At 70.2% G+C, this 25,570-nt stretch carries 20 protein-coding genes; 8 read left to right on the top strand and 12 right to left on the bottom strand.

Annotated features, from left to right (window positions below; translation table 11 throughout):
* Positions 1–478: 478 nt before the first annotated feature.
* From WMF44_RS06810 to WMF44_RS06795, 4 genes are all read left to right on the top strand, one after another.
* On the top strand, positions 479–631 hold the full coding sequence (locus WMF44_RS06810; protein ID WP_437298308.1) for a hypothetical protein: 153 nt from the start codon (positions 479–481) through the stop codon (positions 629–631).
* On the top strand, positions 628–1,719 hold the full coding sequence (locus WMF44_RS06805; protein ID WP_437298307.1) for a PfkB family carbohydrate kinase: 1,092 nt from the start codon (positions 628–630) through the stop codon (positions 1,717–1,719). Before WMF44_RS06810 ends, WMF44_RS06805 begins: the two co-directional genes overlap by 4 nt.
* Positions 1,716–2,387 (top strand): bifunctional 4-hydroxy-2-oxoglutarate aldolase/2-dehydro-3-deoxy-phosphogluconate aldolase, encoded by a 672-nt coding sequence (locus WMF44_RS06800; protein ID WP_437298306.1) that lies wholly within the window; start codon positions 1,716–1,718, stop codon positions 2,385–2,387. The genes WMF44_RS06805 and WMF44_RS06800 overlap by 4 nt, the downstream gene beginning before the upstream one ends.
* 271 nt (positions 2,388–2,658) lie before the next feature.
* Entirely contained in the window at positions 2,659–3,780 is a 1,122-nt protein-coding gene (locus tag WMF44_RS06795; RefSeq protein WP_437298305.1) for a YncE family protein, read from the top strand.
* A gap of 96 nt (positions 3,781–3,876) precedes the next feature.
* Here the strand turns inward: WMF44_RS06795 and WMF44_RS06790 are convergent, their stop codons facing one another.
* The 3 genes from WMF44_RS06790 to WMF44_RS06780 all read right to left on the bottom strand — a co-directional run bounded on the left by WMF44_RS06790 (position 3,877) and on the right by WMF44_RS06780 (position 9,710).
* Entirely contained in the window at positions 3,877–4,821 is a 945-nt protein-coding gene (locus WMF44_RS06790) for a lamin tail domain-containing protein (protein ID WP_437298304.1), read from the bottom strand.
* An 11-nt stretch (positions 4,822–4,832) separates the two neighbouring features.
* On the bottom strand, positions 4,833–6,917 hold the full coding sequence (locus WMF44_RS06785; RefSeq protein WP_437298303.1) for a PEP/pyruvate-binding domain-containing protein: 2,085 nt from the start codon (positions 6,915–6,917) through the stop codon (positions 4,833–4,835).
* Positions 6,918–7,298: 381 nt separating this feature from the next.
* On the bottom strand, positions 7,299–9,710 hold the full coding sequence (locus WMF44_RS06780; RefSeq protein ID WP_437298302.1) for an FG-GAP repeat domain-containing protein: 2,412 nt from the start codon (positions 9,708–9,710) through the stop codon (positions 7,299–7,301).
* A 144-nt stretch (positions 9,711–9,854) separates the two neighbouring features.
* Here WMF44_RS06780 and WMF44_RS06775 point away from each other — a divergent pair, with 144 nt between their 5' ends.
* Positions 9,855–10,568: a DUF3455 domain-containing protein gene (locus WMF44_RS06775; protein ID WP_437298301.1), complete on the top strand. Its 714-nt coding sequence runs from the start codon at positions 9,855–9,857 to the stop codon at positions 10,566–10,568.
* 98 nt (positions 10,569–10,666) lie between these two features.
* Here the strand turns inward: WMF44_RS06775 and WMF44_RS06770 are convergent, their stop codons facing one another.
* The 3 genes from WMF44_RS06770 to WMF44_RS06760 all read right to left on the bottom strand — a co-directional run bounded on the left by WMF44_RS06770 (position 10,667) and on the right by WMF44_RS06760 (position 15,134).
* Complete coding sequence (locus tag WMF44_RS06770) at positions 10,667–11,851, bottom strand: hypothetical protein (RefSeq protein ID WP_437298300.1); 1,185 nt, start codon at positions 11,849–11,851, stop codon at positions 10,667–10,669.
* A gap of 124 nt (positions 11,852–11,975) precedes the next feature.
* Positions 11,976–13,460: a bifunctional metallophosphatase/5'-nucleotidase gene (locus WMF44_RS06765; RefSeq protein WP_437298299.1), complete on the bottom strand. Its 1,485-nt coding sequence runs from the start codon at positions 13,458–13,460 to the stop codon at positions 11,976–11,978.
* 237 nt (positions 13,461–13,697) lie between these two features.
* On the bottom strand, positions 13,698–15,134 hold the full coding sequence (locus tag WMF44_RS06760) for an FAD-dependent monooxygenase (protein ID WP_437298298.1): 1,437 nt from the start codon (positions 15,132–15,134) through the stop codon (positions 13,698–13,700).
* Here WMF44_RS06760 and WMF44_RS06755 point away from each other — a divergent pair.
* The 3 genes from WMF44_RS06755 (at position 15,126) to WMF44_RS06745 (ending at position 18,698) form a co-directional block, all read left to right on the top strand.
* On the top strand, positions 15,126–15,830 hold the full coding sequence (locus WMF44_RS06755) for a TetR/AcrR family transcriptional regulator (RefSeq protein ID WP_437298297.1): 705 nt from the start codon (positions 15,126–15,128) through the stop codon (positions 15,828–15,830). The genes WMF44_RS06760 and WMF44_RS06755 overlap by 9 nt on opposite strands.
* 363 nt (positions 15,831–16,193) lie before the next feature.
* Positions 16,194–17,975 carry a hypothetical protein gene (locus tag WMF44_RS06750; protein ID WP_437298296.1) on the top strand — a complete coding sequence of 594 codons (1,782 nt, stop codon included), beginning with the start codon at positions 16,194–16,196 and terminating at the stop codon, positions 17,973–17,975.
* A 96-nt stretch (positions 17,976–18,071) separates the two neighbouring features.
* The gene (locus WMF44_RS06745; RefSeq protein ID WP_437298295.1) at positions 18,072–18,698 is read left to right on the top strand and encodes a hypothetical protein; all 627 of its coding nucleotides are present in this window, start codon (positions 18,072–18,074) and stop codon (positions 18,696–18,698) included.
* 390 nt (positions 18,699–19,088) lie between these two features.
* Here WMF44_RS06745 and WMF44_RS06740 read toward each other — a convergent pair whose 3' ends face one another.
* From WMF44_RS06740 to WMF44_RS06715, 6 genes are all read right to left on the bottom strand, one after another.
* Entirely contained in the window at positions 19,089–20,768 is a 1,680-nt protein-coding gene (locus WMF44_RS06740; RefSeq protein WP_437298294.1) for a methyl-accepting chemotaxis protein, read from the bottom strand.
* On the bottom strand, positions 20,747–21,739 hold the full coding sequence (locus WMF44_RS06735; protein ID WP_437298293.1) for a CheR family methyltransferase: 993 nt from the start codon (positions 21,737–21,739) through the stop codon (positions 20,747–20,749). Before WMF44_RS06735 ends, WMF44_RS06740 begins: the two co-directional genes overlap by 22 nt.
* Positions 21,736–22,290 carry a chemotaxis protein CheW gene (locus WMF44_RS06730; protein WP_437298292.1) on the bottom strand — a complete coding sequence of 185 codons (555 nt, stop codon included), beginning with the start codon at positions 22,288–22,290 and terminating at the stop codon, positions 21,736–21,738. The genes WMF44_RS06735 and WMF44_RS06730 overlap by 4 nt, the downstream gene beginning before the upstream one ends.
* A 55-nt stretch (positions 22,291–22,345) precedes the next feature.
* The gene (locus WMF44_RS06725) at positions 22,346–24,034 is read right to left on the bottom strand and encodes a chemotaxis protein CheA (RefSeq protein WP_437298291.1); all 1,689 of its coding nucleotides are present in this window, start codon (positions 24,032–24,034) and stop codon (positions 22,346–22,348) included.
* Between the two features lie 5 nt (positions 24,035–24,039).
* Positions 24,040–24,486, bottom strand: coding sequence for a chemotaxis protein CheD (locus WMF44_RS06720; RefSeq protein ID WP_437298290.1), 447 nt, complete (start codon positions 24,484–24,486; stop codon positions 24,040–24,042).
* 166 nt (positions 24,487–24,652) lie between these two features.
* Positions 24,653–25,021 carry a response regulator gene (locus WMF44_RS06715; RefSeq protein WP_437298289.1) on the bottom strand — a complete coding sequence of 123 codons (369 nt, stop codon included), beginning with the start codon at positions 25,019–25,021 and terminating at the stop codon, positions 24,653–24,655.
* Between the last annotated feature and the right edge of the window lie 549 nt (positions 25,022–25,570).

Genomic DNA, 25,570 nt, shown 5'->3' with positions numbered 1-25,570 from the left:
GGTCAAGGGCCTGTCCCAGCAGGGAGCATCTGGGATCACCGCTGCCGCGGGCGGGCTGGACGATTCGGTCCGGTGGTCGCCGTCGACCAACACGACGGCGTGGCGGCGGCGAGCCGCCATCTCCTCGACCTGGGTCATGGGCGCGGCGGCCGGCCGCCGCTGCGCGCCCATCGGGATCGAGGATGGCCTGGCGCCGATCCATTTTGGTTGACACCCGTTATGTGAACGCTCACAATTTGCCCTGGGGTTTCCTTTCGCTCTCCCCTGAGCAGGCCGTCATGCGCGGCCGTCTTTCGACCCTGGGATCGGGATCGATCACCAACCCTGGATAAGGCGACGCTGGAGAACTGTTCGATAAGTTTTCCAACATCGTCGCAGCGCCGCACGCCGCCGGCTCGCTTCCCACGCGCACGGCGTGGGGCATCGGAGGCTGTGTTGAAAGCCTTGCCGAACAGCCCGCTAGTTCAATAACTCATTCATGCGTCGAAGGGGCGGCGTTCACTCCACGGCCTGCGGGGCAGAGCTCGGTCGCCTCGACATCCTCGTGAACGACGCGGGGTGGATGCGCAGGTCGTCGGCCGCCCAGCGCTCGGACGAGGACGGCGGCTGGATGAGCCGTCGAGGAGAATGAAGATGCAGATTCGCAGTGCAAAGGGTTGCCAGTGGGACCAGGTGAGCCTCGGCGAGGTGATGCTGCGCCTCGACCCGGGTGAGCGCCGCGTCCACACGGCGCGGACCTTCGACGTCTGGGAGGGCGGTGGAGAGTACAACGTGGCGCGGGGGCTCCGGCGCTGCTTCGGGCTCCGCACCGCCATCGTCACGGCGCTCGCGGACAACGCCGTGGGGCGGCTCATCGAGGACCTGATGCTCCAGGGCGGGGTCGACACGTCCTTCCTGCGCTGGGTCGACTACGACGGCGTGGGCCGGGACGTGCGCAACGGCCTCAACTTCACCGAGCGCGGCTTCGGGCCCCGCGCCGCCGCCGGCTGCTCGGACCGCGGCCACAGCGCGACGTCCAAGCTCAGGCCCGGCGACGTGCCGTGGAAGACCATCTTCGAGCGCGGCGCGCGCTGGTTCCACACGGGCGGCATCTTCTGCGCTCTGTCGGAGACCACGGCCGGCGTGGCGCACGAGGCCATGGAAATCGCGCGCGCGCACGACGTGCGGATCTCCTACGACCTCAACTACCGGCCCTCGCTGTGGAAGAACTTCGGCGGCCAGCGGCGGGCGCGCGAGGTCAATCGCGCCCTCATGCCGTACGTCGACTGCGTGTTCGGCAACGAGGAGGACTTCGTCGCGGGCCTCGGCTTCGAGGTGTCCGGCGTGGACAGCAGCTACAGCCAGCTCGACACGAGCGGCTTCCGCCGGATGATCTCCGAGGTCGTCGCGGCGTACCCCAACATCTCGGTCGTCGCCACGAGCCTCCGGACGGCCAGGACCGCCAGCGTGAACGGCTGGGGTGGCGTCCTGTACTGCGAGGGCGAGTTCCACGAGGTCCCGCAGCGAGACATCGAGATCCTGGACCGCGTGGGCGGCGGCGACTCGTTCGCTTCGGGGATCATCTATGGCCTCTTGACCGAGCAGCGCCCAGCGTGGGCGCTCGAGTGCGGCGTCGCGCACGGCGCGCTGGCGATGTCGACCCCGGGGGACACCTCGATGGCGTCGCTCGCCGAGGTGCGGAGGGCCATGAGCGGAGCCGGCGCGAGGATCGAGCGATGAGCAGGGAGCAAGTCGTCCGCCGCATCGAGGAGATCGGCGTCGTCCCCGTCGTGCGCGCGCCGAGCGGAGAGCTCGCCGCGCGGGCCGCTCGCGCGCTGTGCGCGGGCGGCATCGAGGTCGTCGAGATCACGATGACCGTCCCCGACGCGCTGTCCGTCATGCGCGAGATCGCCTCGCGGATGGGGGACCGCGTCCTCGTCGGCGCGGGCACCGTGCTCACCGCGGACGCGGCCCGCAGGTGCATCGAGGCCGGCGCCGAGTTCATCGTGAGCCCGGGGCTCGACCTGGAGGTCATCCGCGCGGCGCACGATCTCGGGAGGGCGGTCTTCCCGGGGGCGCTCACGCCGACCGAGGTGATCACCGCGTGGAACGCCGGCGCCGACACGGTGAAGCTGTTCCCGTGCTCCGCGATGGGGGGCGCGAAGTACCTGCGCGCCCTGCGCGCGCCGCTCCCGGAGGTGAAGATGATGCCGACCGGCGGGGTCAACCTGACGACAGCCAGGGATTTCATCGAGGCCGGCGCCGTGGCGCTCGGGGTCGGCGGCGAGCTCGTGGACGCCGCGGCGCTCGCGGCGGGCAAGGACGAGGTCCTCACGGAGCGCGCGCGTGAGCTCATGTCCGTGGTCAGCGCCGCGCGTGCAGAGCTCAAGAACAGCGCGCGGGCATAGAGGACAGCTCCGGCGGGCAGCGCCCGGCGGGCAAACGCAGCACCCGCCGGCGGTGGTGCGGCCCCTCCACGTGGCCGTGCAGCGCCTCCGTCGTGCTAGAGTGGGGCGCTCAGGTGCCCGAGAGCTCTCACGGCGTGGCCCTCGTCCTCGCGCTTGCGATGTTGCTGGTTGCGAACGCCGCAATCGCCACTGGAGAGCTGACAGGCCCAGTACAGAGCGTCGAGATCGCCGTACCGGATTTTCATCCAGGAGATAAGGAGAGCGCCAGTCAATGAAACGTACACGCGCGGCGCGCCGCTCATTCCACCGATGGCCAGAGGCACTCGCGATCCTGGTCTTGACGCTGGCGGGCTGCTCGGGCGCGGCGCCCGTGGCCGCGCCGCCTCCGCCAGCCGCTGCATCCCGGGAAGCCCAGGCGCAGGCGCCGCCGGCGGCTCCTGCGGCGCCGGGCGCGCCCGCCGCCGCCCAGGAGGAGCCGCCGCGCGCGGCGGCGCACGTCGCCGCGCAGCTCACCGTCGACAAGGCGATCGTGCTCGGCAAGTGGCCTGAAGGTATCGCGGTGGTCGGCGACACGGCGTGGGTCGCGGAGAGCGGGAACCGGCGCGTCGCGCGCGTCGACCTGAAGCGAGGAGAGGTGACGGCGCACGTGGCGGTTGGCCGGCTGCCGGTGCAGGTGGTCGCGTCCCCCGCGGGGGTGGTCTACACGCTGAGCCACACCGATCAGACGATCTGGGCCATCGACGGGCAGACGGCGCGTGCCCGCGCGCTGGCACGCTTGCCCGACTCGCCCGAGGACATGGTGTTTGCGGACGACGCGCTCTGGGTGCTGCTCTGGAGCAAGGGGAGCTCGACGGACTCTTCGGTCGTGCGGATCGATCCGGCCACGGGAGCTCAACGCCGCTCGCCCGCGCTCGGCCGGGACGCGTTCGCGCTCGCCGTCGGGCACGGCCGGATCTGGGTGGCGCACGGCAATGGAGACGTGAGCGTCGTCGACAAGACCTCGCTGGAGCCGCGCGACGATCTCCACATCGGCGACCTCCACCGGCGCATCGCCGCCGGCCCAGGCGCGGTGTTCACGGATGTGCGCTCCGGGGTCGTCCGTCTGGATCCGGTGAGCGGCAGAGCCACGCACGAGGTCGCGCTCGGCGAGCCCGTCGCCGTGCTCCAGCAGGCGGGGGACGAGCTCATCGCCGTGGGCCAATCGGGTCGCACGTGGCTGCTCGACCCGGAGAACCTGGCCCTCCGCGCGATCCTCGCCGCCCCCGAGGGCGTGAGGTCGCCGCACGCTGCAATGCGATACGGAGAGGCGCTGCTCCTCACCGAGTTCGATGACGCCGGCGGAGCTGGGAAGGCGGACGGCCGCCTGCTCATCCTGCGATCTTCGCCTCGCTGACGCCGAACCATGCCCCAGCTCGGCCTGCGGGCAGGGTCCCGGGAGCGAGCGCGGGCGGCGCGCGCAGGGCCAGCACGGTCCAGCGCGAAGGCGCGATCATTCTTCTGGCGGCTTCACGCCGGGGGTCGGCTGCCCGGCGACGTAGCCGTCCGCGGCCCATTGATAGGCCAGGCTCACGCCGGGCGCCTGAGCTTCGAGCACGAGGCCGCCATCACTCACCCCGCCGGGCGCCGTCAGCACGAGCTCGCCGCCGCTCGGATCGAGCGCAAAGCTCGTGTGGAGCTCGCCCTGGTCCGTGTCGCCGTCGGCAAACAGGACGAGCACCTCGTGACGCGGAAGGGTGACGGCGGGCAGCGGCCACTTGCCGCGCTCGGCGAAGTCGTCGGACAGCGTCCAGCCGGTCAGATCGACGTCCTCCGCCGACGGATTGAACAGCTCGATCCACGGCTCGTACTCGCCGGATTCATCCGCCAGCGTGGTCGTGTTGTTGAGCATGACCTCCGAGATCGACACGGCCAGCGGCGCAGGACACCCCCAACAGAACGCCGGGCTGCCGGTCGAGATCATCGGGACGGCGTCGACGAGCACGGAGCCGTCGGCGGCGAAGGCGCTGAACGTGAACGGAGCAGCGAAATCGAACTTGAGCTCGTAGCGAGCCGTGCCCGCATCGGCCCGCGCGACGTCCGTCCAGTTATGATGGCTGTTGACGTACTCGAGGCGGCTCGACTCGGTGACGCACGCCGTCGTTCCGTCGAGCGATACGCTGAAACCGTCCAATCGATACAAGGAGGATTCGCCGACACCGAAGTCTTCCCAGGTCCGCCTGAGCTGGACGACCGCGCGCCCGTCGGAGGCCTCGAAGCGCAGCACGTGGGTCGCTCCGAGACGGCCTCCGGGGCGTTCGCCGCACAGCGCGTCGCTCGAGTCCGGCGGTGCTCCGCCGGCTCCGCCCGCGCCCGCTCCGTTCCCCGGCTCGGAGCTGGAACAGGCGGCGCACGCCAGCGAGAACCCGAGGCCGTACAGGATCGTTTTCAAGGTCATGTCTGGCTCCATCATGGCGTGTAGGGTCTGGCTTGCTTGATCACGGTGCGCCCGTCGATCGTGACGTCCACTTCCACGTCGAGCGACAGCGGGGCGAGGCTCGTGTACACGCTGGCCGCGAAGTGGTCCTGCACCACGCTGAGCAGCCCCGCGAGCTCGTTCAACGCGGTATCGGACCAGAGCCGAGCGCCGCCCGCCGCCAGCGAGGACGGTGACACCAGCGTGATCTCGCTCGGCGATCCGCCGGCAGAGCGCCGGAACGTCAGGATCTCGGGGCTGGCGGTGGGATCCAGCGGCTCCGCGACGCCGACCTCTCCCACCTGGCTGACCACACGAACCAAAGGCTCCGCCGCGCCGGGTTCGAGCCCCGTGAGCGCGACGGCTTCCAGGCGTTCACCGACGAACGTGGGGTGGACCGCGACGCCCATGAACACCTTGGTGTGATCGATGCCATAGTACGCGCGATCGTCGAACGCGCGTTCGTTCCACAAGCTGGCCCAGACCCGGCGCACCGCGAGCAGGGCGCTCTTTTCTTCGGTCAAGTCCTGCTCCAGATCCTCGATGATCGGCAGCAGATGGCTCCGGTCGGGGTGCTCGGCGAGCTCGCGCTCCCGCCGCTCGAGCTCGGCGCGCAGGTAGGCCTCGTGCTCCGGGCTCAAGCAGGCCGACGGCCCGAGCGTGTCCTGATCGAGGTCGTCGGCCAGGCAGCCGCTCCTGGAGTCGTACAGACCTGCTCCCGACAGACCCGGCAGGTCCTCGGCGTTGGTGCTGCTGCGAAAACGCAGCCGGGTGACCAGCCCCGCGGCGCCATAGGCCTGGCGAACGGCCGCTTCCAGCGCCTCGCCGAACTCGGGCAAGTGCTCGGCGGCGCGCATGCGGCCCCGGAGCTCCGACAGGCGGCGCTGCTTGTGATCGGCGTCGGTGAACACCCGGGGATCGGCCAGCAGCGCCGCGACGTCGGCGTTGAACCCGCGCCGCTCCATGAAGTCTGCATAGGCGCGGAACGGAATCGCAAAGCCGTCCACGCGGTTCTGCTCGGGCAGGATCCGGGACAGCTCTCCGAGGTTCGCGGCCTTGGTGCCGAACGCCGCGACATCCGCCGCGCCGAGCGAGGCCAGGGCCGCCGGCGTGGCGACCTCCAGGTCCGCGGCGGGATCCCCGAGCGGCGGCCGGCGGGTGCTCCAGAACGCCTCGGCGTCTTCCAGGCGCGCGGGCTCGATCTCCACGTGGGCGCCCCGGGCCGTGAGGTGGACCAGGCCATTGGCGAGCGCGCGGAGCACGCTGTTGTCGAACACGCCCGGCACCGCGGCGCTCGGGATCCCCTTCTCGCGCAAGCGCAGGTTCAGGTGGCTGGCCAGGCTCTGCGGCCGCCGCGTCACGAGGCCGGCGACCAGCCCCAGATCGCTGGGCGCCGCGTCGATCACCAGCACGTCGCGCGGTCCGGCGCTGCCTGCGGCGGCGCCATCCACGATCTTCAGGTAACCGTACGCCTCGCCCTCGCTGTACGTCTCGGCGGACAGCCCGCTCAACAGCGCATCCGGATCGACCAGCGCGACGCCTGCTGCCACGAGCTCGTCGGCGATGGCTTGCACCGCCGCGGTCTGGGCAGATCCATCCGGTGAGAACACCAGGAGGCGCTCGGCGAACGGGCTGCACCCCTTGAGCCGCCGGTCGGCCTGCACGATGTCGTCGACCGTCAGGAGCTCATCGGGCGCGGCTTCGCTGTAGACCGTGTACGCCAGCACGCCCGCCGCTCCGGTCAGCGGATGAGGCGTGGCCGGGTAGAGCTTCAGGCCGCCGCCCCACATCACGCGGCTGGCGCGGCGCAGCACCATGTCCGCGTAACGCTCCGGCGCGAGCGCCGCGTACTCCGGGAAGGTACGAAGGAACTGCAAATGGTACGGGTGGTCGTCGGTATTCTGAAACAGGCACGCTGCGCCGGCGAACACCGCCGGAGGCTCGCGACCGTCGACGATCGTCAGGTACTTCACCTCCGCGCCCTCGCCTGCCAGGGAGGTGTAGTCATCGCGCGTGACGAGCTCCGTGAGATACTCCGTGTCGGCCCCTGGCGCTCCCCCCGCGCCGGCGGCGTTCACGGCCGAGGAATCGCCACATGCGGTCAACGCGACCGCCGAAAGCAAGGCTGTTACTCGCGCCGAGGTCCAAGGCTGCATCGACTGGGTTTCCCTCCCCGACGTGGCCGGAGTCGAGCAAGCGTGATGCCAGACAGGCGGCAGCGCTGGTCGCCGCCGGAAGCGGCGCTCGAAGGGCCGCAGCCGTGACATCTGCGTCGCGGAGTGTGCCGCGGCCGTCATGGCACAGAGCCCCTTGGCGCCCCCAGCGAGAACCGGCCGTCCTCCTCGGGATCCCTGCGCTTCGCCACGAACACGCCGGACTCGGCCGGCTGGCCGCGTGCCAGGTGGAAGAGCGCATGCGCCCTCCCCGCGCTACGAGGACCTCGAGGCTCGGAGATGGCCCTAATGAGAGATGTTGACGAAGACGTTCACGCTCCCGTCCTGCTGGACCGGGGTGGAGACGACGAGCACGTCCGGCCTCTGGTCGGCGTTCACGTCTCCGATCGCGAGCGCCCTGGTGAAGACGCTCTGGTACATGAGCGCCGCGTCGAACGTGCCGTCGCCCTTGCCGCGAAACACCCCCACCGTCCCACCGCCGCCGAGCGCAAGGAAGATATCGGGCCGCGCATCGGAGTCGAAATCCGCCGTGCTGAGCGCTGTCTCGATGGGGAGGTAGACCGGCATGGTGATGGGCGCGCCGAACATCCCCCGTGGCTGGCCGGGTAGGACGCCGACGACGCTCGCGCTACCCACCGTCGCGAAAGCCATATCAAGCACGCCGTCGCCCGTGAAATCGGCGGGCGCGACGGTCCACGCGGAGCTGCCCACCGGGAGGCTCGTGGCCGCCTCGAACGTGCCGTCTCCGCCGCCGATGAGGAGCCGAAGATCATCGCTGTCGTAGTTCGCCGTCGCCAGATCCGCCTTCCCATCGCCATTGAAATCGCGCGCCGTTACATCCAGGATGTTCATCCCCGCGGGATACGCGATCGGCGGCAGGAACCCGCCAGCCTTGTCGTTGAGGAGCACGCGCACGTTGTCGAAGGTGGTCGCCGCGACATCGGCGGCGCCGTCTCCATTCATGTCGGTGAGCGCGATCTTCCTCCCGCCCTCGTGGAGCGTCACGGGGCCGAACGAGCCTGCGCCGTCACCGAGGAGCACACCGACCTTTCCCGCCGCGTCGGTGCCGAACACGACATCGAGGTGCCCGTCGCCGTTCACGTCCCATGCGACGACCTGCTCCGGATCCACGCCACCGGCGGGCATGGTCACGGGCATATCGAATGCGCCGCTCCCTTTCCCGAGAAATAACGAGAGCGACTGGCCACCGGCATACGCGACGACCACGTCGGCCTTGCCGTCTTCATTCCAATCGCCGAGCGCCGCGCCGCTCGCGCCCTTGCCCCCGAGCAGCGCCGGAGCTGCGTGGAACGTCCCGTCTCCGCGACCTCGCGCGACCATGAGGCCGCCCATCGACATGACGAGATCCGCGTTGCCGTCCCCGTCGAGATCTCCCGACCGGACGCGCGCGCCACGGTGTCCAGTGAAATAGGTCACCCGCGGCTCGAGCCCCCCGAGCCCGTCACCTCGAAAAACGCTGAGGATCGAGTCGTCCATGCTCTCCACCGCGATGTCTTGTTTACCGTCGCCATCCCAGTCGCCGATGACGACGCCGCTCGGCGCGAGGCCGGCCGGGACGCGCCTGGTCGCCGAGAGCGCGCCCGACGGGCTACCCATCAAGAGGGTCATTCCCTTCGTATCCACGGCAGCGATATCGGGGTTGCCGTCGGCGTCGAGGTCGCCGACCGCCAGATCAGCCGCGCTGCCGACCGGCACGCCGTCTTGCGCGGAGATCGTGGTCTTCGTCACGGGGCCGAACGCGCCGCCGGCCTGACCGAAGCGCACGCTGACGACCGGCGAGGAGATCTCCGTGTCGTAACCGACGATGTCGCGCACGCCGTCGCCGTCGAGGTCGGCCAGCGTGATGAAGCGACAGTTCGTGGTCCCGGTGAGCGTGCTCGACGTCGTGAACGCGCCCGCGCCGTCCCCCGCCAGGATCGTGATGCTATTGCCGTTGCGGCTCGCCACGATGTCGAGCTTCCCATCACCGTTCACGTCGGCGAGGACGGGCGAGACGTAGTCCGCTCCCGGGCTCGAAATCGGGGCCTGGAACGTGCCGTCGCCGTTGCCGAGCAGGACGCGGACGCCAGCGTCGGCGCTCAGGAGCGTGACGACGAGATCCTGGTTCATGTCGCCGTTCACGTCGCCCACGGCGACGTCATGCGCACCGTTCACGACGTGCTCTGTCCGAGGAAGAAACCCACCCTTGCCATCGGCGAGGAGCACCGCGACTCTGTTCGCGCTGCGCAGCGCCAGCGCGCCGTCGACGAGTCCATCACCATTGAGGTCCGCGAGCGCGAATGGGACGCCGCCATAGCTCGAGCCGGTCGCATAGAACCTGACGACATCAAAATCGATCGTCTCCGCAGCCTGAGGCTCGCCCCCACCGGCTCCGCCTGCGCCATCTTGGCCGCCGCTCCCGCCCGTGCCGCCGCTCCCGCCCGTGCCACCGGCGCCGCCGCTCCCGCCCGTGCCGCCTGAGTCGCCGCTCCCGCCCGTGTTGCCGACGCCGCCTGCGCCGCCGCTCCCGCCCGCGCCACCGACGCCGCCTGTACCGCCTACGCCGCCCGCGCCACCTTGGCCGCCGATCCCCCCGGCGCCGCCCTGACCAACGGGCGGATCGGATGGAACGTCCCCGCACGCATAGCTGCAGAAGATGACGAACGCCGATGCCAGAACTCCGCGATGTGTGCGCATCTGGATATCACCCTGAAATGAGCCGCGACCGGGAAGATAATCCGCGCAAATCCGCTTCAATTTGTCAAGAAATTTGTGCCAATGCATGCAGCGTGGCCGTACGGTCGGACGGCCACCACGAGGAGATTGACTTCCGGATCGCGCTTGGATTTCCTGGCCCCCTGTGCCGCCGCGATCAGAGAGGAATTCATCATGAATGCGCGTTATGCGATTGGACTCATCGCCGTAGGTTGTGGTTGCGCGGGATCGACGCCGAGCGCCTCGAGCCCGCCGCCGAGCGAACCGCTCGCGAGCGCCGAAGCTCCCGCGCCCGTTGCGCCCGCGCCGCCGGCGCCGGCACCTTCGCAAACGACGCCTGAGGCCGAGCCCGCGGCGACTGCGAGCGTCCCCAAGCTGGCGCCCCCCGAAGCCCCCGATGCCATCAAGGCGCCGAGCACGGCCAATCTCGTATTGAAGGCGAACGCCAAGGGCGCGCAGATCTACGTGTGCGGCAAGAAGAAGGAGCCCAAGGCGAAATTCGAATGGACGCTCAAAGCCCCGGACGCGACGCTCTCGGACGAGGCAGGAAAGACGCTGGGCAAGCATTACGGCGGCCCGACGTGGGAAGCGGCGGACGGCAGCAAGATCGTTGGTGCCATGAAGGCCAAGGTCGATGCTCCCGACACCGCCGCGATCCCCTGGCTGCTCCTGGAGATCAAGTCGACGGAGGGGCAAGGCGTGCTCAGCCACGTCGCGTGGATTCAGCGCGTTCAGACCGTGGGCGGCGAAGCTCCGGCGGACGGCTGCGACAAGGCGCACGATGGCGCCGAGGCGCGCATCGACTACAGCGCGACCTACTACTTCTACGCGAACCCGTGAGCTCGCTCGCGCTCTGAGCCCGCGCCGACCGCCGCGTTGGCGCTGGCCGCCGCCGCCCCGCGCGCCGAGCAGGGCGCTCTTACCAAGGATCCGCCGACTCAGCGCGCAGCGGTCAGCTGCCTGGCAGACGGGGTTGTCGCCCTCGCATAGAGGCTATCGAGGAACAGGGTCATCGAGAGGTACAGCTGCGCATCAGGGCTGTAGAACGGGGAACGGTGCTGTCCGTCCGCCCCCAGGCTGGGCGCGGTGTTGTCGTAGCCGAGCTCGAACCACGCGATGTCCTCTGCCGGGTAGCTCAGCGACACCTCGAACGTGGTGCTTGTCGTCGTCGCCGACGAGCCGCGCGACGCCACGGGCACGCACGTCAGCACGGTCTGCACACAGCCCTCATCGAGCGGCGCATCACGGAATCGAGCCACGAGCCCCCACGTGTTGCCGAGCGATAGATCGCCCCAGAGGTTGACCCAGAAGCTCATCCGCATGGACAGCTGATCGCGCAGCAGGAACTCCCCCGAGAGCCGATCGTCGAGCAGCACCTCGCCCGACGGGGACGTACGAGGTCTGACGGGGTCGCCGTTCACGGGCGTGGTGGCCTGCGAGAACAGGTGCTCCCATACGCCGCCGGCCGAGAAGAAGACGCCGTTCAACCACGCTTCATCGAGCAGGGGGACGTTCGCGAGCACACCGAGCCCGAGCCGCGTGCGCGCGTAGACTCCGGCGTACCGGCTCGCCGGCGACGTCGGGAGCGCGACGCCGAGCCGAGGCCCGGCGAGCAGGGCGAGGCCCTTGTCGTCCTGGAAGATCGTATAGGTGTACGCGGCCTGGAGGGGAAGGTCCGCCAGGGTGACGGGGGTATCTCCGGGGACATCGCCGTCTGACAGGGGCACGCTCAGGGCGATGTCGGTGCCCACCCAGGCCCAGTGTTCCTTCGTGCTCACGAACGAGTAGCGGGGGACGAGCGAGAACGTCATGCCGGCGTACTCGCCGTCCTCGCTGTAAGGCCCGCCGTCGAGGCCGAAGACGCTGGTGGTGGCGCTGGTGGTCCAGCCGAACCGGCTCGTGCGAAGCGCGTTGTCGCGCGCGCCGAGGTGGAACAGCGGCGCCCCGCCCCGGAGCCCCGGCGCCCGGCCCGGCCCCTGCGCCACAGGCGCCGGCTCTTCCGGGAGAGGATCGGCCGCCGGTTGCGCGAGCGCCTCGCCCCGGCAACAGACGAGCGCAGCGGCGAGCGAGCCCGCGCTGAGCGCTGCCCTTGCGGCGCGACTGGACGGATCCCCCGGCATCACGGCAAAAGCATACCCCGACGTCCGCGAGATTTGAACGGCTCGTTCGGCGCTCCGCCCGCGGTCGCGAGAGGGAGCACCAGCACCCGCTCCGCGCCTCCAGCGTGCCCCCGATAGGCCCGATCGACTATCTCTGCTTGCCCGCCGGCCTCTCGTCGATCTTCTTCTCGAGCGGCGCCCCTTCCGCGCTCTTCTTCTTTTCGATCCACGCGATCACCGGATCTCGCCACGAGAGCCCCGTCCCCACGGCCTTCGGATCTTGCGCCGCGAAGACGGCGCCGTCACCGCCCCCGTACATGAAATCGCTGATGATGACCGTGTAGCGCTTCCTCGGATCCATCGGCTTGCCGCCCACCGACCAGTTTCCGTCTGGCGCTCTCTTCGCGCCGGAGATGATGAACGACGTCGCCTCGAGGTCCTTCGCGAGCGTCGCGCCGTCGATGGATACCTTCACCAGGCGGTTGTCGAACGGGAGCACGCTCCAGATGGTCGCGTGGGTGATCGGCCCCCGGGGGATGGTCTGTCGCACGCCGCCTCGGTTCATGATCGCCACGTCCCCGCCCACCTCGTGGAGCCAGGCGTCGCTCACGATCTTGCCGACAGCCTCCTCCGGGCCGATGCCGTCCTCCGAATGGCCGATGACCTTCCCGAGCGCGCCGTCGACCTTCGTCCTCGACGCCTTCACGAGCCGCGCGAGCGGAGGATCCGCCGGGACTTGCGGATCGGTCGCCACGTCGACGATGGAATGGCTGACGGTGACGACGCGGGCCCCCGGGGGATTGCCGGGGTTGACGGTGATGGCGACGCGGGCGTACTGGTGCAGGCGCCAGCCGGGGGTGATGACGGGCGTGTCGCCCGCGCGCGCGTCGATCTTCCTGTGGCAATGGCCCCCTCCGACGAACGCGAGCTGCCACTCCGGGTGTCTCTTCACGATGGGCACGAGATCGTCGGGGCATTCGTGCGCGGTCACGACGACGACGTCGGCTGCTCCCGTCTCCCGCGCTTCGTGGATCGCCCTGTCGAGGGAGGCCTCGGTGGGCTCGAACGTGATCCCTCGAAAGCGCTCGGCCATCGCGGCCTTCAGCGTATCCGCTGCGGCGAGCCCCACGACGCCGATCTTCACGCCCTTGCGCTCGAAGACCTCGTAAGGCCGGATGGCGAGCTCGCCCGCGAGCTTCGCGTCGTCGATCTTCACGTTCGCCGCGAGGTAATGCAATCGCGCGAGGTCACGGAGCTTCGAGAACTGAGTCACGCCGAAATCGAACTCGTGATTGCCGAACGCCGAGGCGGCATACCCCATGCGACCCATCGCGCTCGCCATGGACACGCCGTTGAAATACGTCGAGATGGCGGGGCCGGTGAAGTTGTCGCCGCCCGAGAGGAGGAGCGTGCGCGGCGAGGTGCAATCCTCGGGCGCGGCGGGCGTGAGCGCCCCTGCCGCGTCGATGCCCGCGGGAACAGGCCCTGGGCAGTGCCCTTCGTGCTTCACGAGCCTCCCGAGCAGCTCGGCCGCGCCGCCGCGGCTCACGCCGTCCGCGGACAAACTCTCGAGCCAGCCATGTTCGTCCGTCGTGTAGAGCAGCGTGACGGTGACGTCGCCTCGCGGCCTCACGGCGCGCGGAGGCGTCTGGCTCGCGGGGCTCGCTGTGCCCGCCTCCGCCGAGGAGCCCAGGGGTTTCAGCGGGGCTCCGGGGCCCCCCTGAGGCTGGACAGGGCCGCAAGCAAGAGGAAGCAGGACGGTGCACGAGCCGAAGAGCAGGGCCAACGGGCGCATGGTCGAGCACGATAGGCCAGGCCGGGTGTCGCCGGTACGAAAAAACCGGCGCGGCGACGCGCGCGTCGCTCCGATTCAGAACCAGCGCGCGAGCGCGTCGTCGAGCGACATCGACGACGCGTCTGTCCACGCGATGCAGCCGTCGGGTCGGACGAGCATCGACGGGCCGTCTTTGGTGCGCGCACAATGCACGTCGTGCGGGAGTGACCGCTCCGACGGCGAGATGAAGAGGCCGCCGCCCTTCTCCATCAGCACATAGAGCCGCTCTTCGCTCCCGCCCTCGAGCGTGAGGAGCTGGTCCTTCGCGAGCGTGCCGACGAGCGGGTCGTCGTCACCGAGGTCGTAACGAACGCCGACACCCGTGAGCATCTCGCCGAAGTAGCGATTGCCTTCGGGCAGCATCATCAGGTCGCTCACGATGGCGCGGAGCGCGCTCGTGAGCGGGTCAGGACGCATGAGCGCGACCTGCGCGCGGGTATTCTCGAGCACGCGCGCAGCGACGGGGTGGCGCTCTGCGGTGTACGAGTCGAGGAGATGCTCGCGCCCCTTCACCGCCGCGGCGAGCTTGAAGCCGAGGTTCGCGGCGTCGACGAGGCCGAGGTTCAAGCCCTGGCCGCCGAAGGGCGAGTGGACGTGCGCGGCGTCACCGGCGAGGAGGACCCGGCCCATCCGGTAGGTCGTTGCTTGCCGCGCGTGATCGGTCCAGCGCGTCGCCATCGTCATCGACAGGATCTTGACGTCGGTGCCGCTCACGCGCTGGATCGCCGCCTCGACCTCGGCTTGCGTGATCGGCGCCTCCCGATTGGGCGGCGGCCCGTGGAACTCCGCCGTGAAGACGCGCCCCGGCATCGGTCCGGACGCGACGAGGCCGCGCGGCGTTCGGCGCCAGCCCGTCTCGAGCTTCTCGGGCGCATCGAGCTCGACGACGGCTTGATAGCCGGTGATCGTCGGATCCGTGCCGGGGAACTCGAAGCCGGCGAGCTTGCGGACGCGGCTCCGGCCGCCGTCGCAGCCGACGAGGTACTTCGCGCCCAGCGGGCCCGCGCTCGTCTGCACGGTCACGCCGCCGTCGTCCCGCTCGAAGCCTTCCACCGTGACGCCGCGACGGATCTCGATCCCGAGCTCCGTCGCGCGCGCGTTCAGGATCTTCTCGAGCGCCTCCTGCGGCACGGGACGCATGTGGCGCTCCGGGTCGCGCTGGAGGCTCGGCTGAATCAAGAACAGTCCAGAGAAATGGCCTCCCGGCCTCTTCATCGGCCCAGGTCCGAAGCGCGCCTTCAGCGCCGGCATCATCAGCGCCATGGCGGCGCGGCGCTCCTCGTCGAGCGCCCCCGCGAGCCCGCGCCGCTCCAGCGCCTCGGCCGCCACCGCGCCGACCCCGGCGGCCTTGATCGTGTGGTCGGGCTCCGCGAGCCGCTCCAGCACGAGCGGCTTCACGCCCGCGGTCGCGAGCTCGATCGAGAGGAAGAGTCCGACCGGGCCGGCGCCTGCGATGACCACGTCGTGAGTCATGACGTGAATTTTATACTAGATAAAATATTTATCCAGGCAAATTTTTTGTCTTGGTATAAGATTTGGTCCATGGGCGAGCTCCGCGAAAGCAAGAAGCGCGAGACCAGGCAGCGGATCTCCGACGTGGCGACGGCGATGTTCTTCGCGCGCGGCTTCGACGCGGTGACCGTCGAAGAGATCGCCGCCGCCGCAAATGTCTCCAAGATGACGGTGTTCAACTACTTCGCGCGCAAGGAGGACCTCTTCCTGGATCGCGAGGACGAGGTGAAGCTGCTCCTGCGCGAGGCGATCCGCGGGAGGCCGCAAGGGCAGCCGCCGATCGACGCGCTCCGCCGCCTCGCCGACAGGCTGTGCGAGCAGAAGCATCCGTTCGCTCGCATCGACAGCCAGACGGCCGGCTGGTGGCGCGTCGTCGCGGCGAGCCCGTCGCTCAAGGCGCGCCTCCGCGAGATCGGGGACGAGGTGGTCGAGGGGCTCGCGATCGAGCTCGCCGGTCCGAAGGCCGATGGCCTCGCGCGGCTCGTCGCCGGCATGGTCGTGCTGACGTGGCGCACGGCGTACGGCGAAGCAATCCGCGTGCTCGAGCGCGGAGGCTCGGCGAAGAAGGCGAACGCTGCGTTCATCGCGCTGATCGATCGCGGCTTTGCGGCCGCTCACGGAATGGCGGCGGGCTCGTGCTGGCAGACGACCGGATGACCCATCCCGCCCCAGGGAGCCCGCTGCCTCACCACTCCGGTCCTCGCGGCGCTCGCCTCCCCCGCTTCCCCCACTTCGGCGCGCTCGAGATCCTGTAAGCCTTCCGCCAAGCATCAGCTTCATGCCCTTGGCGCTGCGCGCTCGAGCCCTCCGGGGCTCGTCATCGCCGCAGCCCACCACGGCGCCAGCGCCGACGAGACTGCATAAGTGCCAGAGGAGCAGAAGTCGACGCATCGCCGCACGCTCCTGCTGCAAGGAATTGCCATCTCCGGTCTCGGAGCTCGGGGCGAAATGCATTAGAGTCGATCGGCAGGTCGAGCCGTGGAAGGGCGCCGCGCTCCGGCGCCGAGTGGGAGCAGCGCGATGAACGAGATCAATTTCTACAAGCTTCCGCGTACCATCCAGGACGGCGTGATCGAGGCGTTCCGCGGGCGGTTCGCGCCGGCGCCGATCGTCAGCCGGTTCGGGACTCGGCGCACCATCGTGGCTTGGCTCACGGTCAGCGCCGCCTCGGGCCTCCTGCTGGCGGGGCTCTGTGCGGCCGGCCTTGGCGACGTCAACAGCGTCCTCGCGCTCCACCCGAGGTCGGCGGCCGCCGCGTACGTGCTGCTCGCCGCGACCACCGTCATCGGCGTGCTCCGGGCGCTCGCCTACAACGCCGACCTGGTCACGCTGCCGTTCGCGCCCGGCCTGTTCGTCTTCCCCGCGAACCTTGTCGACGCGCGCGACCACAGGCTCCGGGTCTTCTCGCTCGCGGAGCTCTCGCGCGTCTCTGCGGGCCCTCGGGGCGCCGTGGTCCTCACGTTCGGCGGCACGCAGCACGCCTTTCCCCTCGAGGACCCGTCGCGCTCGGACGACGTGATCCGGGAGGTCGAAGCGGCGTGCAACCGCATGAGAGCGAAGCCCGACGCCGCGGAGCTGCGCCGGCTCGATCCCTTCGAGCCGCCTGCCATCCAGAGCCCGTTCGCGTCGCCGATCCCGCTCTCGCGCGAGGTCCCGGGGTGGCACAGCTATGCATGGCTCCTCGCGGCCGCTGTCGGCGTGATCCTCGGCCTCGGGCTCTTCTTCCTCCGCAACCGGATGAGCGACGCGCGGATGTACGCCGCGGCGCTGGAGCGCGACGACGTGGCCGCGTACCAGAGCTACATGGCGCGCGGCCGCGGCCACGCGGAGGTCGTCTCGCAGGTGCTGCTGCCGCGGGCCGAGCTGCGCCTCGCGGTGGCGAAGGGCTCGGTCGAGGCCATCGACGATTTCCTCCGCGCCTACCCCAGGACGGGCATCCAGGCCGAGGTCGCCGCGGCCCGCCGCGCCGCGCTCGCCGCGGAGCTCGAGCGGGCGCGGGAGGTGGGTACGCTCGCGGCGCTGCTTGCGTTCGCGGAGCGCTACCCGAAGCACGGCCTGGACAAGGCGTTCAACGACGCCAGGCACGCGCTCTATGCGCGCGGGCTCGATCGCTACAAGAGCGAGATGCCCGAAGGGAGCGAGCAGAACGCCGACTTCGTGCGGCGGCTCCTCGCCTACGCGGAGCGCGTGGGGCCCAGGAGCACGCCGCAGGGCCTCCGCGGCCCGGCCGTCCAGGTCCGCTTCCGGCGGCTTCCGTCGCAGGACCTGGAGCGCGCCGACGATATCGTCAGGAAGATCCCGATGTTCAGCGGCGCCGCGTCCCTGCCGAGCCGCTACGTGGATGCGACCCGCCTCGATCCCCAGGAGAAGCGGACCGCGTCGGCCCTGGTGGAGGGGCTCGCGCGGGGGTTCGAACCGGAGCTCGTCACCTTCGAGCCGGGCCCGCCCTTCGAGGGCGCCGCCGAGGAGCAGCTCACCGTGACCTCCCCCTCCCTCGTGGTGACCTATCGCGTCGAGTCGTCCGGGATCGCCCATGCCAGCAAGAAGCCTCAGATCATCATCATGGGGCTCAAGTTCCTGTTCAAAGCGGAGTTCATCTTGCCCGGGGACGCGGAGCCGCTGCTCGCGAGCCACAAGATCTCGCGGCGGGTCCCGGCCGGGCTCATTCAACAGCAGACCCCCGCCCCGCGCCCCGGGGTCCTCGAGGCCATCGTCTACGAGGCCATGATGCGCGAAGCCTTCATCGACCTCGAAGAGCGCTACCTCTCCAAGTGGTTCAAGAAGCGCGACGCGCCCCAGTGAGGGCGGGCGCGGCGGGCGCGCGCGACGCCGGCATCTCGCGAACGGGCGCCGCGGCGGGGGCTTTACGCACGCCGCGCCTTCGCTGATCCTCGTGCAATGCACCTGCGTCTCGCTCCTGCTCTGGCTCTCGCTGTTGCGCTTCATGGTTCCGGATGTTCGGACGCCGGCTCCGGCGATCCCGGCGGCTCCCAGGCCGGCTCCGGCGGCGGGGGCACGGGGGGCGCTGGCGGGGACGACCTCGGCGAGATCGCCGGCGTCGGTGGGGGGAGCGGGCTCACGTGCCTGGACCGCGAGCAGGCGGTGGAGGAGCTCAACCTGATCAATGAACGTTGCACCGACGAGGTCGTGTCGGTGGAGAGCGCGGAGCAGCGAGACGGCGAGTGCTGCTATAAGGTGACCGCCAGGAACTACTCCCGCAGCTGCCCCATGGCAGGCGCTGGCGGCGTCGGGGGCAGAGGTGGCCCGTTGGAGGGCGGCAGTGGCCAGTCGGAGGGTGGCGGTGGCCAGTCGGAGGGCGGAGGCGGCCAGTCGGAGGGCGGTGGCGGCCAGTCGGAGGGTGGCGGTGGCCAGTCGGAGGGCGGAGGCGGCCAGTCGGAGGGCGGAGGCGGCCAGTCGGAGGGCGGAGGCGGCCAGTCGGAGGGCGGAGGCGGCCAGTCGGAGGGCGGAGGCGGCCAGTCGGAGGGCGACGGTGGCCAGTCGGAGGGTGGTGGCGGCCGATCTTGACTGAAGCTGGATCCCGCCGATGGTTGGCTGCGGAGCCGCACGACACGAGCGTCTAATTTCCGCAAATCTCAGAGACACACGACAGCGCTTCGACGGCAGCCTCACATCTTAGCCGCTCGACCGCGCTTCCCCGCCCGACAGCAATGCGATGAGGCCGTGCGGGGCGGTTTCGCCAAAGCAAAGCTCGAAGGTCGCCGCGGCTTCGGGGGCGGCCTTCGCTCCACGAACGAACATCGCTTCTTCGTACTCGCTTAGGTGCAAGAGCAGAGCGGCGGTCTCCCGCACAGGAGACGGGCCCAGATCGGCGTTTTCGGCGCGCAAGCCCACTCCGGTGCGCTGAGCACCGAGAACGTCGAGGTGGGCCCGTATCCGAAGCGGGCGACCGCCGCTCTAGAACGGGACGAAATCCTGATCGCCCGGGGCGTGCGGCACGCGCCCGTTGCTCGATGCGCCGCCGCTCGGGGGGCCCTTCTGCGGCGGCCTCCACAGCGCCTTGCCGCCGCGGCGGTCCGGTAGACGCCCCGGCGCCGCAGGCCTCTGGCCCGGGTCGCCGTCGCTCTCCTGCGCGAGGCGGAACGACGCCATCACGTTCTGAAGCTGCTCTGCCTGCGCCGAGAGCTCGGCCGCCGTGCTGGCGAGCTCCTCGGAGATCGCCGCGTTGCGCTGCGTGGACTGCTCTATCAGCTCCACCGCCCCGCTGATCTGGGCCACGCCGTTCGACTGCTCCTTGGATGCCACGGCGACGCCCTGCACCAGCTCCGCGGTCTCCCGGATCGACGGGACGAGCTCCGCGATGAGCTGTCCCGAGCGCTCCGCGACGACGATGCTCGACGCGGCGAACGAGCCGATCTCCTTCGCCGCATCCCGGCTTCGCTCGGCCAGCCGCCGCACCTCCGTGGCGACCACGGCGAAGCCCTTGCCGTGCTCGCCCGCGCGAGCCGCCTCGATCGCGGCGTTCAAGGCGAGCAGGTTCGTCTGGTACGCGATCTCCTCGATGATCACGATCCGCTGGGTGATCGCCTTCATCGCCTCGACCGTCTCCCGGACCGCCTGACCGCTCTGCTCCGCGTCCCTCGTCCTCCGGTGCGCCGTCTCCTCGACCTGCTTGCAGTTGGCGGCGTTCTTCGCGATCGTGCCGCTCAGCTGCTGCAGGCTGGTCATCGTCTCCTCCACGGACGCCGCCTGCTCGCTGGTGCCCTGCGACAGGCTCTGCGCCGTCGCCGAGAGCTGCACCGAGACCGAGGAGACCGAGACCGCGCCGCTCCGGACCTCGCCGATGAGGCCCGCCAGGCGCTCCGACATGGCCTTCACGGCGCCGAGCATCTGGCCGAACTCGTCGGAGCTCTTCACCGTGACCTGGCCCGTGAAGTCGCCCCCGGCGATGCGCTGGTGGATCGACACCGCCTGGGTGAGCGGCAAGAGGATCATCCTGCTGAAGATGACGGCGAGCACGGCGGCGACGACGATCGCGAGCAGACCTCCTATCTGCAGCGTCACGTACATCGTCTTGACGAGCGCGTTCGTCGCCGCCTGCCGCTGGGCGAGGAGGGCGATCTCCTCGTCGTCGATCTCCTTGAGCGCCGCGCGCATCTGGTCCATGAGGCCCTTCCCGCGCCCCTGCTTGACCTCCTCGACCACGCGATCCGCCGGCGCCCTCGCCTCGTCCGCGCTGCGGCGCTGCTGGATGATCGGCTCCAGCACGGAGGAGAGCCACTCGTCGTGGAGCTTGTCGATCCTGTCGAGGCGCGTCTGCTGGCGCGGGTTGTCCCTGGTGAGCTCCCGAGCACGCCTCAGGCTTTGCTCGAACCGGTCGCGCCCGCTGCGGTACGGCTCCAGGAACGATTCCGCCCCGGTGATGACGAAGCCGCGCTCTCCTGTCTCGGTGTCGAGCAGCGACGCCATGATCTCTCTCGTCGTGAGCATCACCTCGTACGTGTGCTGGTCCCATGAGCGGGCCTCGTCGAGCTCCGCGAACCTCTGGTAGGCCGTGCCCGCCAGTCCGAGGACGATGACGACCATGGCGGCGAAGCCGAGGTAGAGCTTCCGGCCTACTCCGATATGCGCAAGCATGATGCATGCTCCGGGCTAGATGTGGTGCGGCGTGCTTCGAGCGCCGCCGGGGGCGAAAGCCGATAAACGGATGGCGCGACGCACCGCACGCGGTGGTCCGTCCCGTGGAGGCCCTCGGCGTGTCCGAGGAACAGGTACCCTGAAGGCGCGAGGCTGGCGATGAGCCTCGCCACGATCGACGCCTTCGTCGCGGCGTCGAAGTAGATGAGGACGTTCCGGCAGAAGATCAGATCGAACAGGCCGAATCGCTTGGGTGCCGCGTCGAGCAGGTTGAAGCGCCGGAAGGTGATGAGCCTGCGCAGCTCCGGCCGGGCCTTCATGAGGCCCGCGCTCGCGCCCGTCCCGCGGAGCATGTAGGTGCGCAGGCGCTCCTCCGGGATCTCCGAGGCCCGCTCGATCGGCCACACCGCGCGTTGCGCCTGGTCGAGCGCGCGGACGGACAGGTCCGTCGCGAGGATGCAGATCCCCGGAGCGCCGGTCGACGCGGCGGCGGCCCGTGGCGGCGCCTGTCCCGCCGCGTCGCCGCGATCCCGGGAGGGCAGGCTGTCGAGCAACGACATCGCTATCGAGTAGGGCTCTTCTCCGGTCGAGCAGGCCGCGCTCCAGGCGCGCAGCGGGCGGCCGCGCGCGAAGGACGCTCCGTGGCCCGCGCTCTCGTGCCACGCCGGGAGGATCTCGCGCTCGAGGAGCTCGAACTGATCGCGCTCCCGGAAGAAATGGGTCTCGTTCGTGCAGATGCAGTCGAGCATGTGCACGAGCTCGCCCTCGCCGCCCGGCGCGGTCACGCGGCGGTAGTACTCGCCGAAGCTGCGGAGCCCGAGCGCGCGGAGCCGGGGCCCGAGGCGGCAGAGCAGGAGCGGCTTCTTCTGCGGGCCGAGCGCGATGCCCGAGGCGCGCCTGACGAGCCGCTGGAACATCGCGAACTCCTCGTCGCCGAGGGCGCGCGAGCCCAGCTCGGCGAGCGAGATCATGGCCTGTCCCCTTCGCCGGCCGGCGCACCGTGGCCGCCTGGGAGCGCCGGCGGGGCCCCGGGAGCCGAGGGGCCGGGCGTCGTCGAGGCCAGGAGCTCCGCCGGCGAGAGGATGCGGTCGATGTTGAGCAGCAGCACGAGCTTCTGGCCCACCTTCGCCATCCCGAGCAGCTGATCCGCGCGCACCTGCGCGCCAAAGGCCGGCGCGTGCTCGATCTCGTCCTCGGAGAGCGTGAGCACATCGCCCACACCGTCGATGAGCAGGCCGAGGCGGGTGTTCTCGCCGTCGAGCTCGGTCTCGACGATGAGGACGCACGTCCACCGGCTCACCCTCGTCGGCGGCAGCCCGAGCTTGACCGCGAGATCGATGACCGGCACGACGCGGCCCCGGAGGTTCATGGCGCCGACGATGCACGCTGGCATCATCGGGACACGCGATGTGACGCTGTGCTCGACGATCTCCCGCGCCCGGAGGATGTTCACCGCGTACTCGTCCCCCGCGATGATGAAGGAGATATATTGCGACACGGGGCTCGACGCGTCGGAGATCATGACGCCTCCATGGAGAGAGATGGCAAACGGGCGCTCTGCGCGCCGGGGCGCCGGCTCATCCTGGGCTGCCTCCGGCGGCCGCTGGCGCTGCGCTGCGCTCGTCGGGGGCCTCGACCGGGCCGAGGTCCCCGAGGACGCCGCCGAGCAGCGCGTCGACGTCGAGGATCATCGCCACGCTGCCGTCGCCGAGGATGGTCGAGCCGGAGATGCCCCGGACGCGGCGAAACAGCTGGCCGAGCGGCTTGACCACCGTGCGCCCCTCGCCGTCGAGGAGATCGACCACGAGGCCGGCCTCGGAGCCGTCGTGCGCGACGATGACGACGCGCTCATCCGGCGGGGGAGATCCGCCGAGCCCGAAGAGCGCCCGGAGGCGGACGCACGGCAGCGCGCGCCCGCGCCGGATCATGAGCCCCTGGGGGCCGCCGTGCGCGAGCGTGCCGCGGGGCAGATCGCAGCAGGCGAGCACCGCGCGGAGCGGGATCACGTACCGCTCGCCGCCGATCCCGACGGAGAGCCCCTCGATGGTGGCCAGGGTGAGCGGGAGCTGGATCGACAGCGACGTGCCGAGCCCTTCGCGGCTCTCGATCCGGATCGTACCCTGGATCGACTCCACGCTGCGCCGCACGACATCCATGCCCATGCCGCGCCCCGCCAGGTGGGACGACTCCGCCGCCGTGGAGAACCCGGGCTCGAACACGAGGCTGAAGAGCTCATGATCGGGGAGCGTCTCGGGCTCCGGGTGCCTCCCCAGCGCGCAGACGCGGGCGGCGATGCGCTCGCGGCTCATCCCAGCGCCGTCGTCGGAGATCCGGAGCGCGATGCCGCCCCGCTCGTGCGCGGCGTGAAGGGTGATCGTGCCGCAGGGGTCCTTGCCCGCGGCGCGCCGGGCCTCGGGCGGCTCGATGCCGTGACAGATCGCGTTGCGCAGGATGTGCGTCAGGGCGTCCCTGAACCGCTCGACCACGGCCGTGTCCACCTCGACGTCGCCGTGCACGACGAGGAGGCGCGCCTGCCTGCCGTGCGCGTGCGCGAGATCGCGCACCGTGCGCTCGTAGTGCCGGAACCAGGGGCCGACCGGCACCATGCGCGCGGCGCGCACCGCCTCCTCCAGCTCCTTGCAGAGCCGATCTTGCTCCTCCATCTCGTCGCGCAGCGCGGCGCCGGCGTCGCCGCGCACCGCGCGGAGCGTCCGAGCGATCCTGTTCCGGCCGAGGGTGAGCTCTCCGATGAGATCCGCCATGCAGTCCAGCTTCTCGACGGCGACACGGATGCTCTTGATGCCGGTCGCTCCCTCCGCGTCGTCCTCGGTCGCGCGGCGCGCGCTCGTCGCCCCCGCGTCCTCCTTCGCCGTGAGCCCGCCGCGCCGCGCTTGCTCCAGGCGCGCGACGACCTCTCTGTACGAGGTGCTGCGCTCGGCCTGCCCCCGCTCGACCTCGGCGACGAGCCGGCGGGCTGCGTCCACCGTCTCGAGCAGCAGCGAGACCACGGGCGTAGAGAGCGGGAGCTCGCCGCGGCAGAGCGCCTCGATGATGTCCTCGGCGGCGTGCCCGAGAGCGCTCAAGCCGCCGAGGCCTACCGAGCCGGCGCTCCCCTTGAGCGTATGGGTGGCGCGGAAGACGCGCTGGAGGACCTCGTGAGCGTCGCGGCCGGTCTCGAGTTGAAGCAGCGCGCGCTCGATCTCGTCGAGGATCTCGTGCGCCTCTGGCGTGAACGTCTGGAGCAGCTCGTCGCGATCGCTGTCCATGCGGCTCACAGAGGCTGGATCGAGATGGCGCCGTCGCTCGTCCGGAAGACGATCTTGCGTCCCCGGTTGCCGCCCGTGTCCAGCTGGGCGATCCGTATCCGCTCCACGCGCAGGAACGCGAGCCCGGCATCCACGTTCTGGGCGCCGAGGTGGGTGCCGCGCTCCCGGAACGCGGAGATGAGGCAGGCGCCCCCGACGACGTGCGCTTGCAGCGCCCGGCTGGAGGCCCCGAGCGCCACGAGCCGCTCGAGGAGGCGCTGGCATGCGAACTCGGCGAAGCGGACCGAGGCCATCGCCGGGCTCGGGCATTCCGGAAGCACGTAATGGTTCATCCCGCCGACGCCGGTGGTAGCGTCCCAGAGGCAGATCGCCACACAGGACCCAACGATGGTGGTCACCATGGTCGGCTCGGGCGAAGCGAACAGCTGGCCTGGCATGACGTGCTGGACCACCGCCGGCAGCGAGCGCCAGCTGGGCGGTCCGGCCGACGCGGCCGCCTCCCTTGGGCCGGACGGACTGGTCCTCTCCTCTCTGCCGACATCGTCGGGCAGGGCTACGGATCCATCGTCGCCGCTGGAGGGGGCGAGACGTGCGCCCTCGGATGCCCTCGCCGCCGTGTCAGTCGCCAAGGCAGTTCCTGACCTTTTCCAGGAGCTCCATCGTGTCGATAGGCTTCGTGACGAAATCGGAGCAGCCGCACCGGAATCCCTGTTCCATGTGCGCGACATCGCTCCGGCTGGTGACGAGCAGGATCGGCGTGCTGCGCGTCGCATCCTCCGCGCGCAGCTGCTGACAGGCGTCGAACCCGTTCATGTGCGGCATGACGACATCAAGGAGGATGAGATCCGGCCGCTGCGCCAAGGCCACTTCGATCCCCTGGCCGCCGTCGTTCGCCGTGATGAGGTCGTAGTGCTTGCTCAGCGCCATCTGCTCGATACGCAGGATGGTCTGAGAATCGTCGACCAGCAGAATCTTCTTCCGAGGCATCGTTGCCCCCCCTCGATCCGATTCAGCGGACATGGCGCGGCCGTGCCATCGCGCATGAGCACGACTCCCCCCTTCCACCTACCTGCAGGGCGTCTCCCCCGAGCAGGATCACCCTACCACGAGAGCAGGCGGAATCTCCAATAGAAATTTTCAACAGGCACGCATCTGGTCCCTGTCGGTCGCGATGATTTGCCGGCGCGCCCGGATCCTCTCCATGAGGTTCGCGGCCACGGCTCTGGTGACATGCGGGCGGGCAGGCGCTGGTAGGCCTGCAGCCAGAGCGCGCGGCCTCGAGTGGAGACGCCATCCCGCAGCGACAGCGAGCGCGCGCGGACCAGGCGCGCGAGCGCCGCGATCGGGAGCTCATGGAGGTCGAAGGCAGCTGGAAGGGAGGCGGTAGGGAGGCAGGTAGCAGGGAGGCAAAGGATGTGCGCCGCAACAACGCACAGCAAGCCTGAAGGAGCGACGCGGGGGTGCGTTCGGATGTCGAGCCCAGGGCAGATTCATCGTCCACCTGGTCGACGGCTGCACGCGTCACCGAGGCGGTGG

The sequence above is a fragment of the Sorangium sp. So ce426 genome (assembly GCF_051475585.1).
Taxonomy (GTDB): domain Bacteria; phylum Myxococcota_A; class Polyangia; order Polyangiales; family Polyangiaceae; genus Sorangium; species Sorangium cellulosum_B.
The sequence above is the reverse complement of the archived record's forward strand: the minus strand, read 5'-3'. Positions and strand labels throughout refer to the sequence as shown.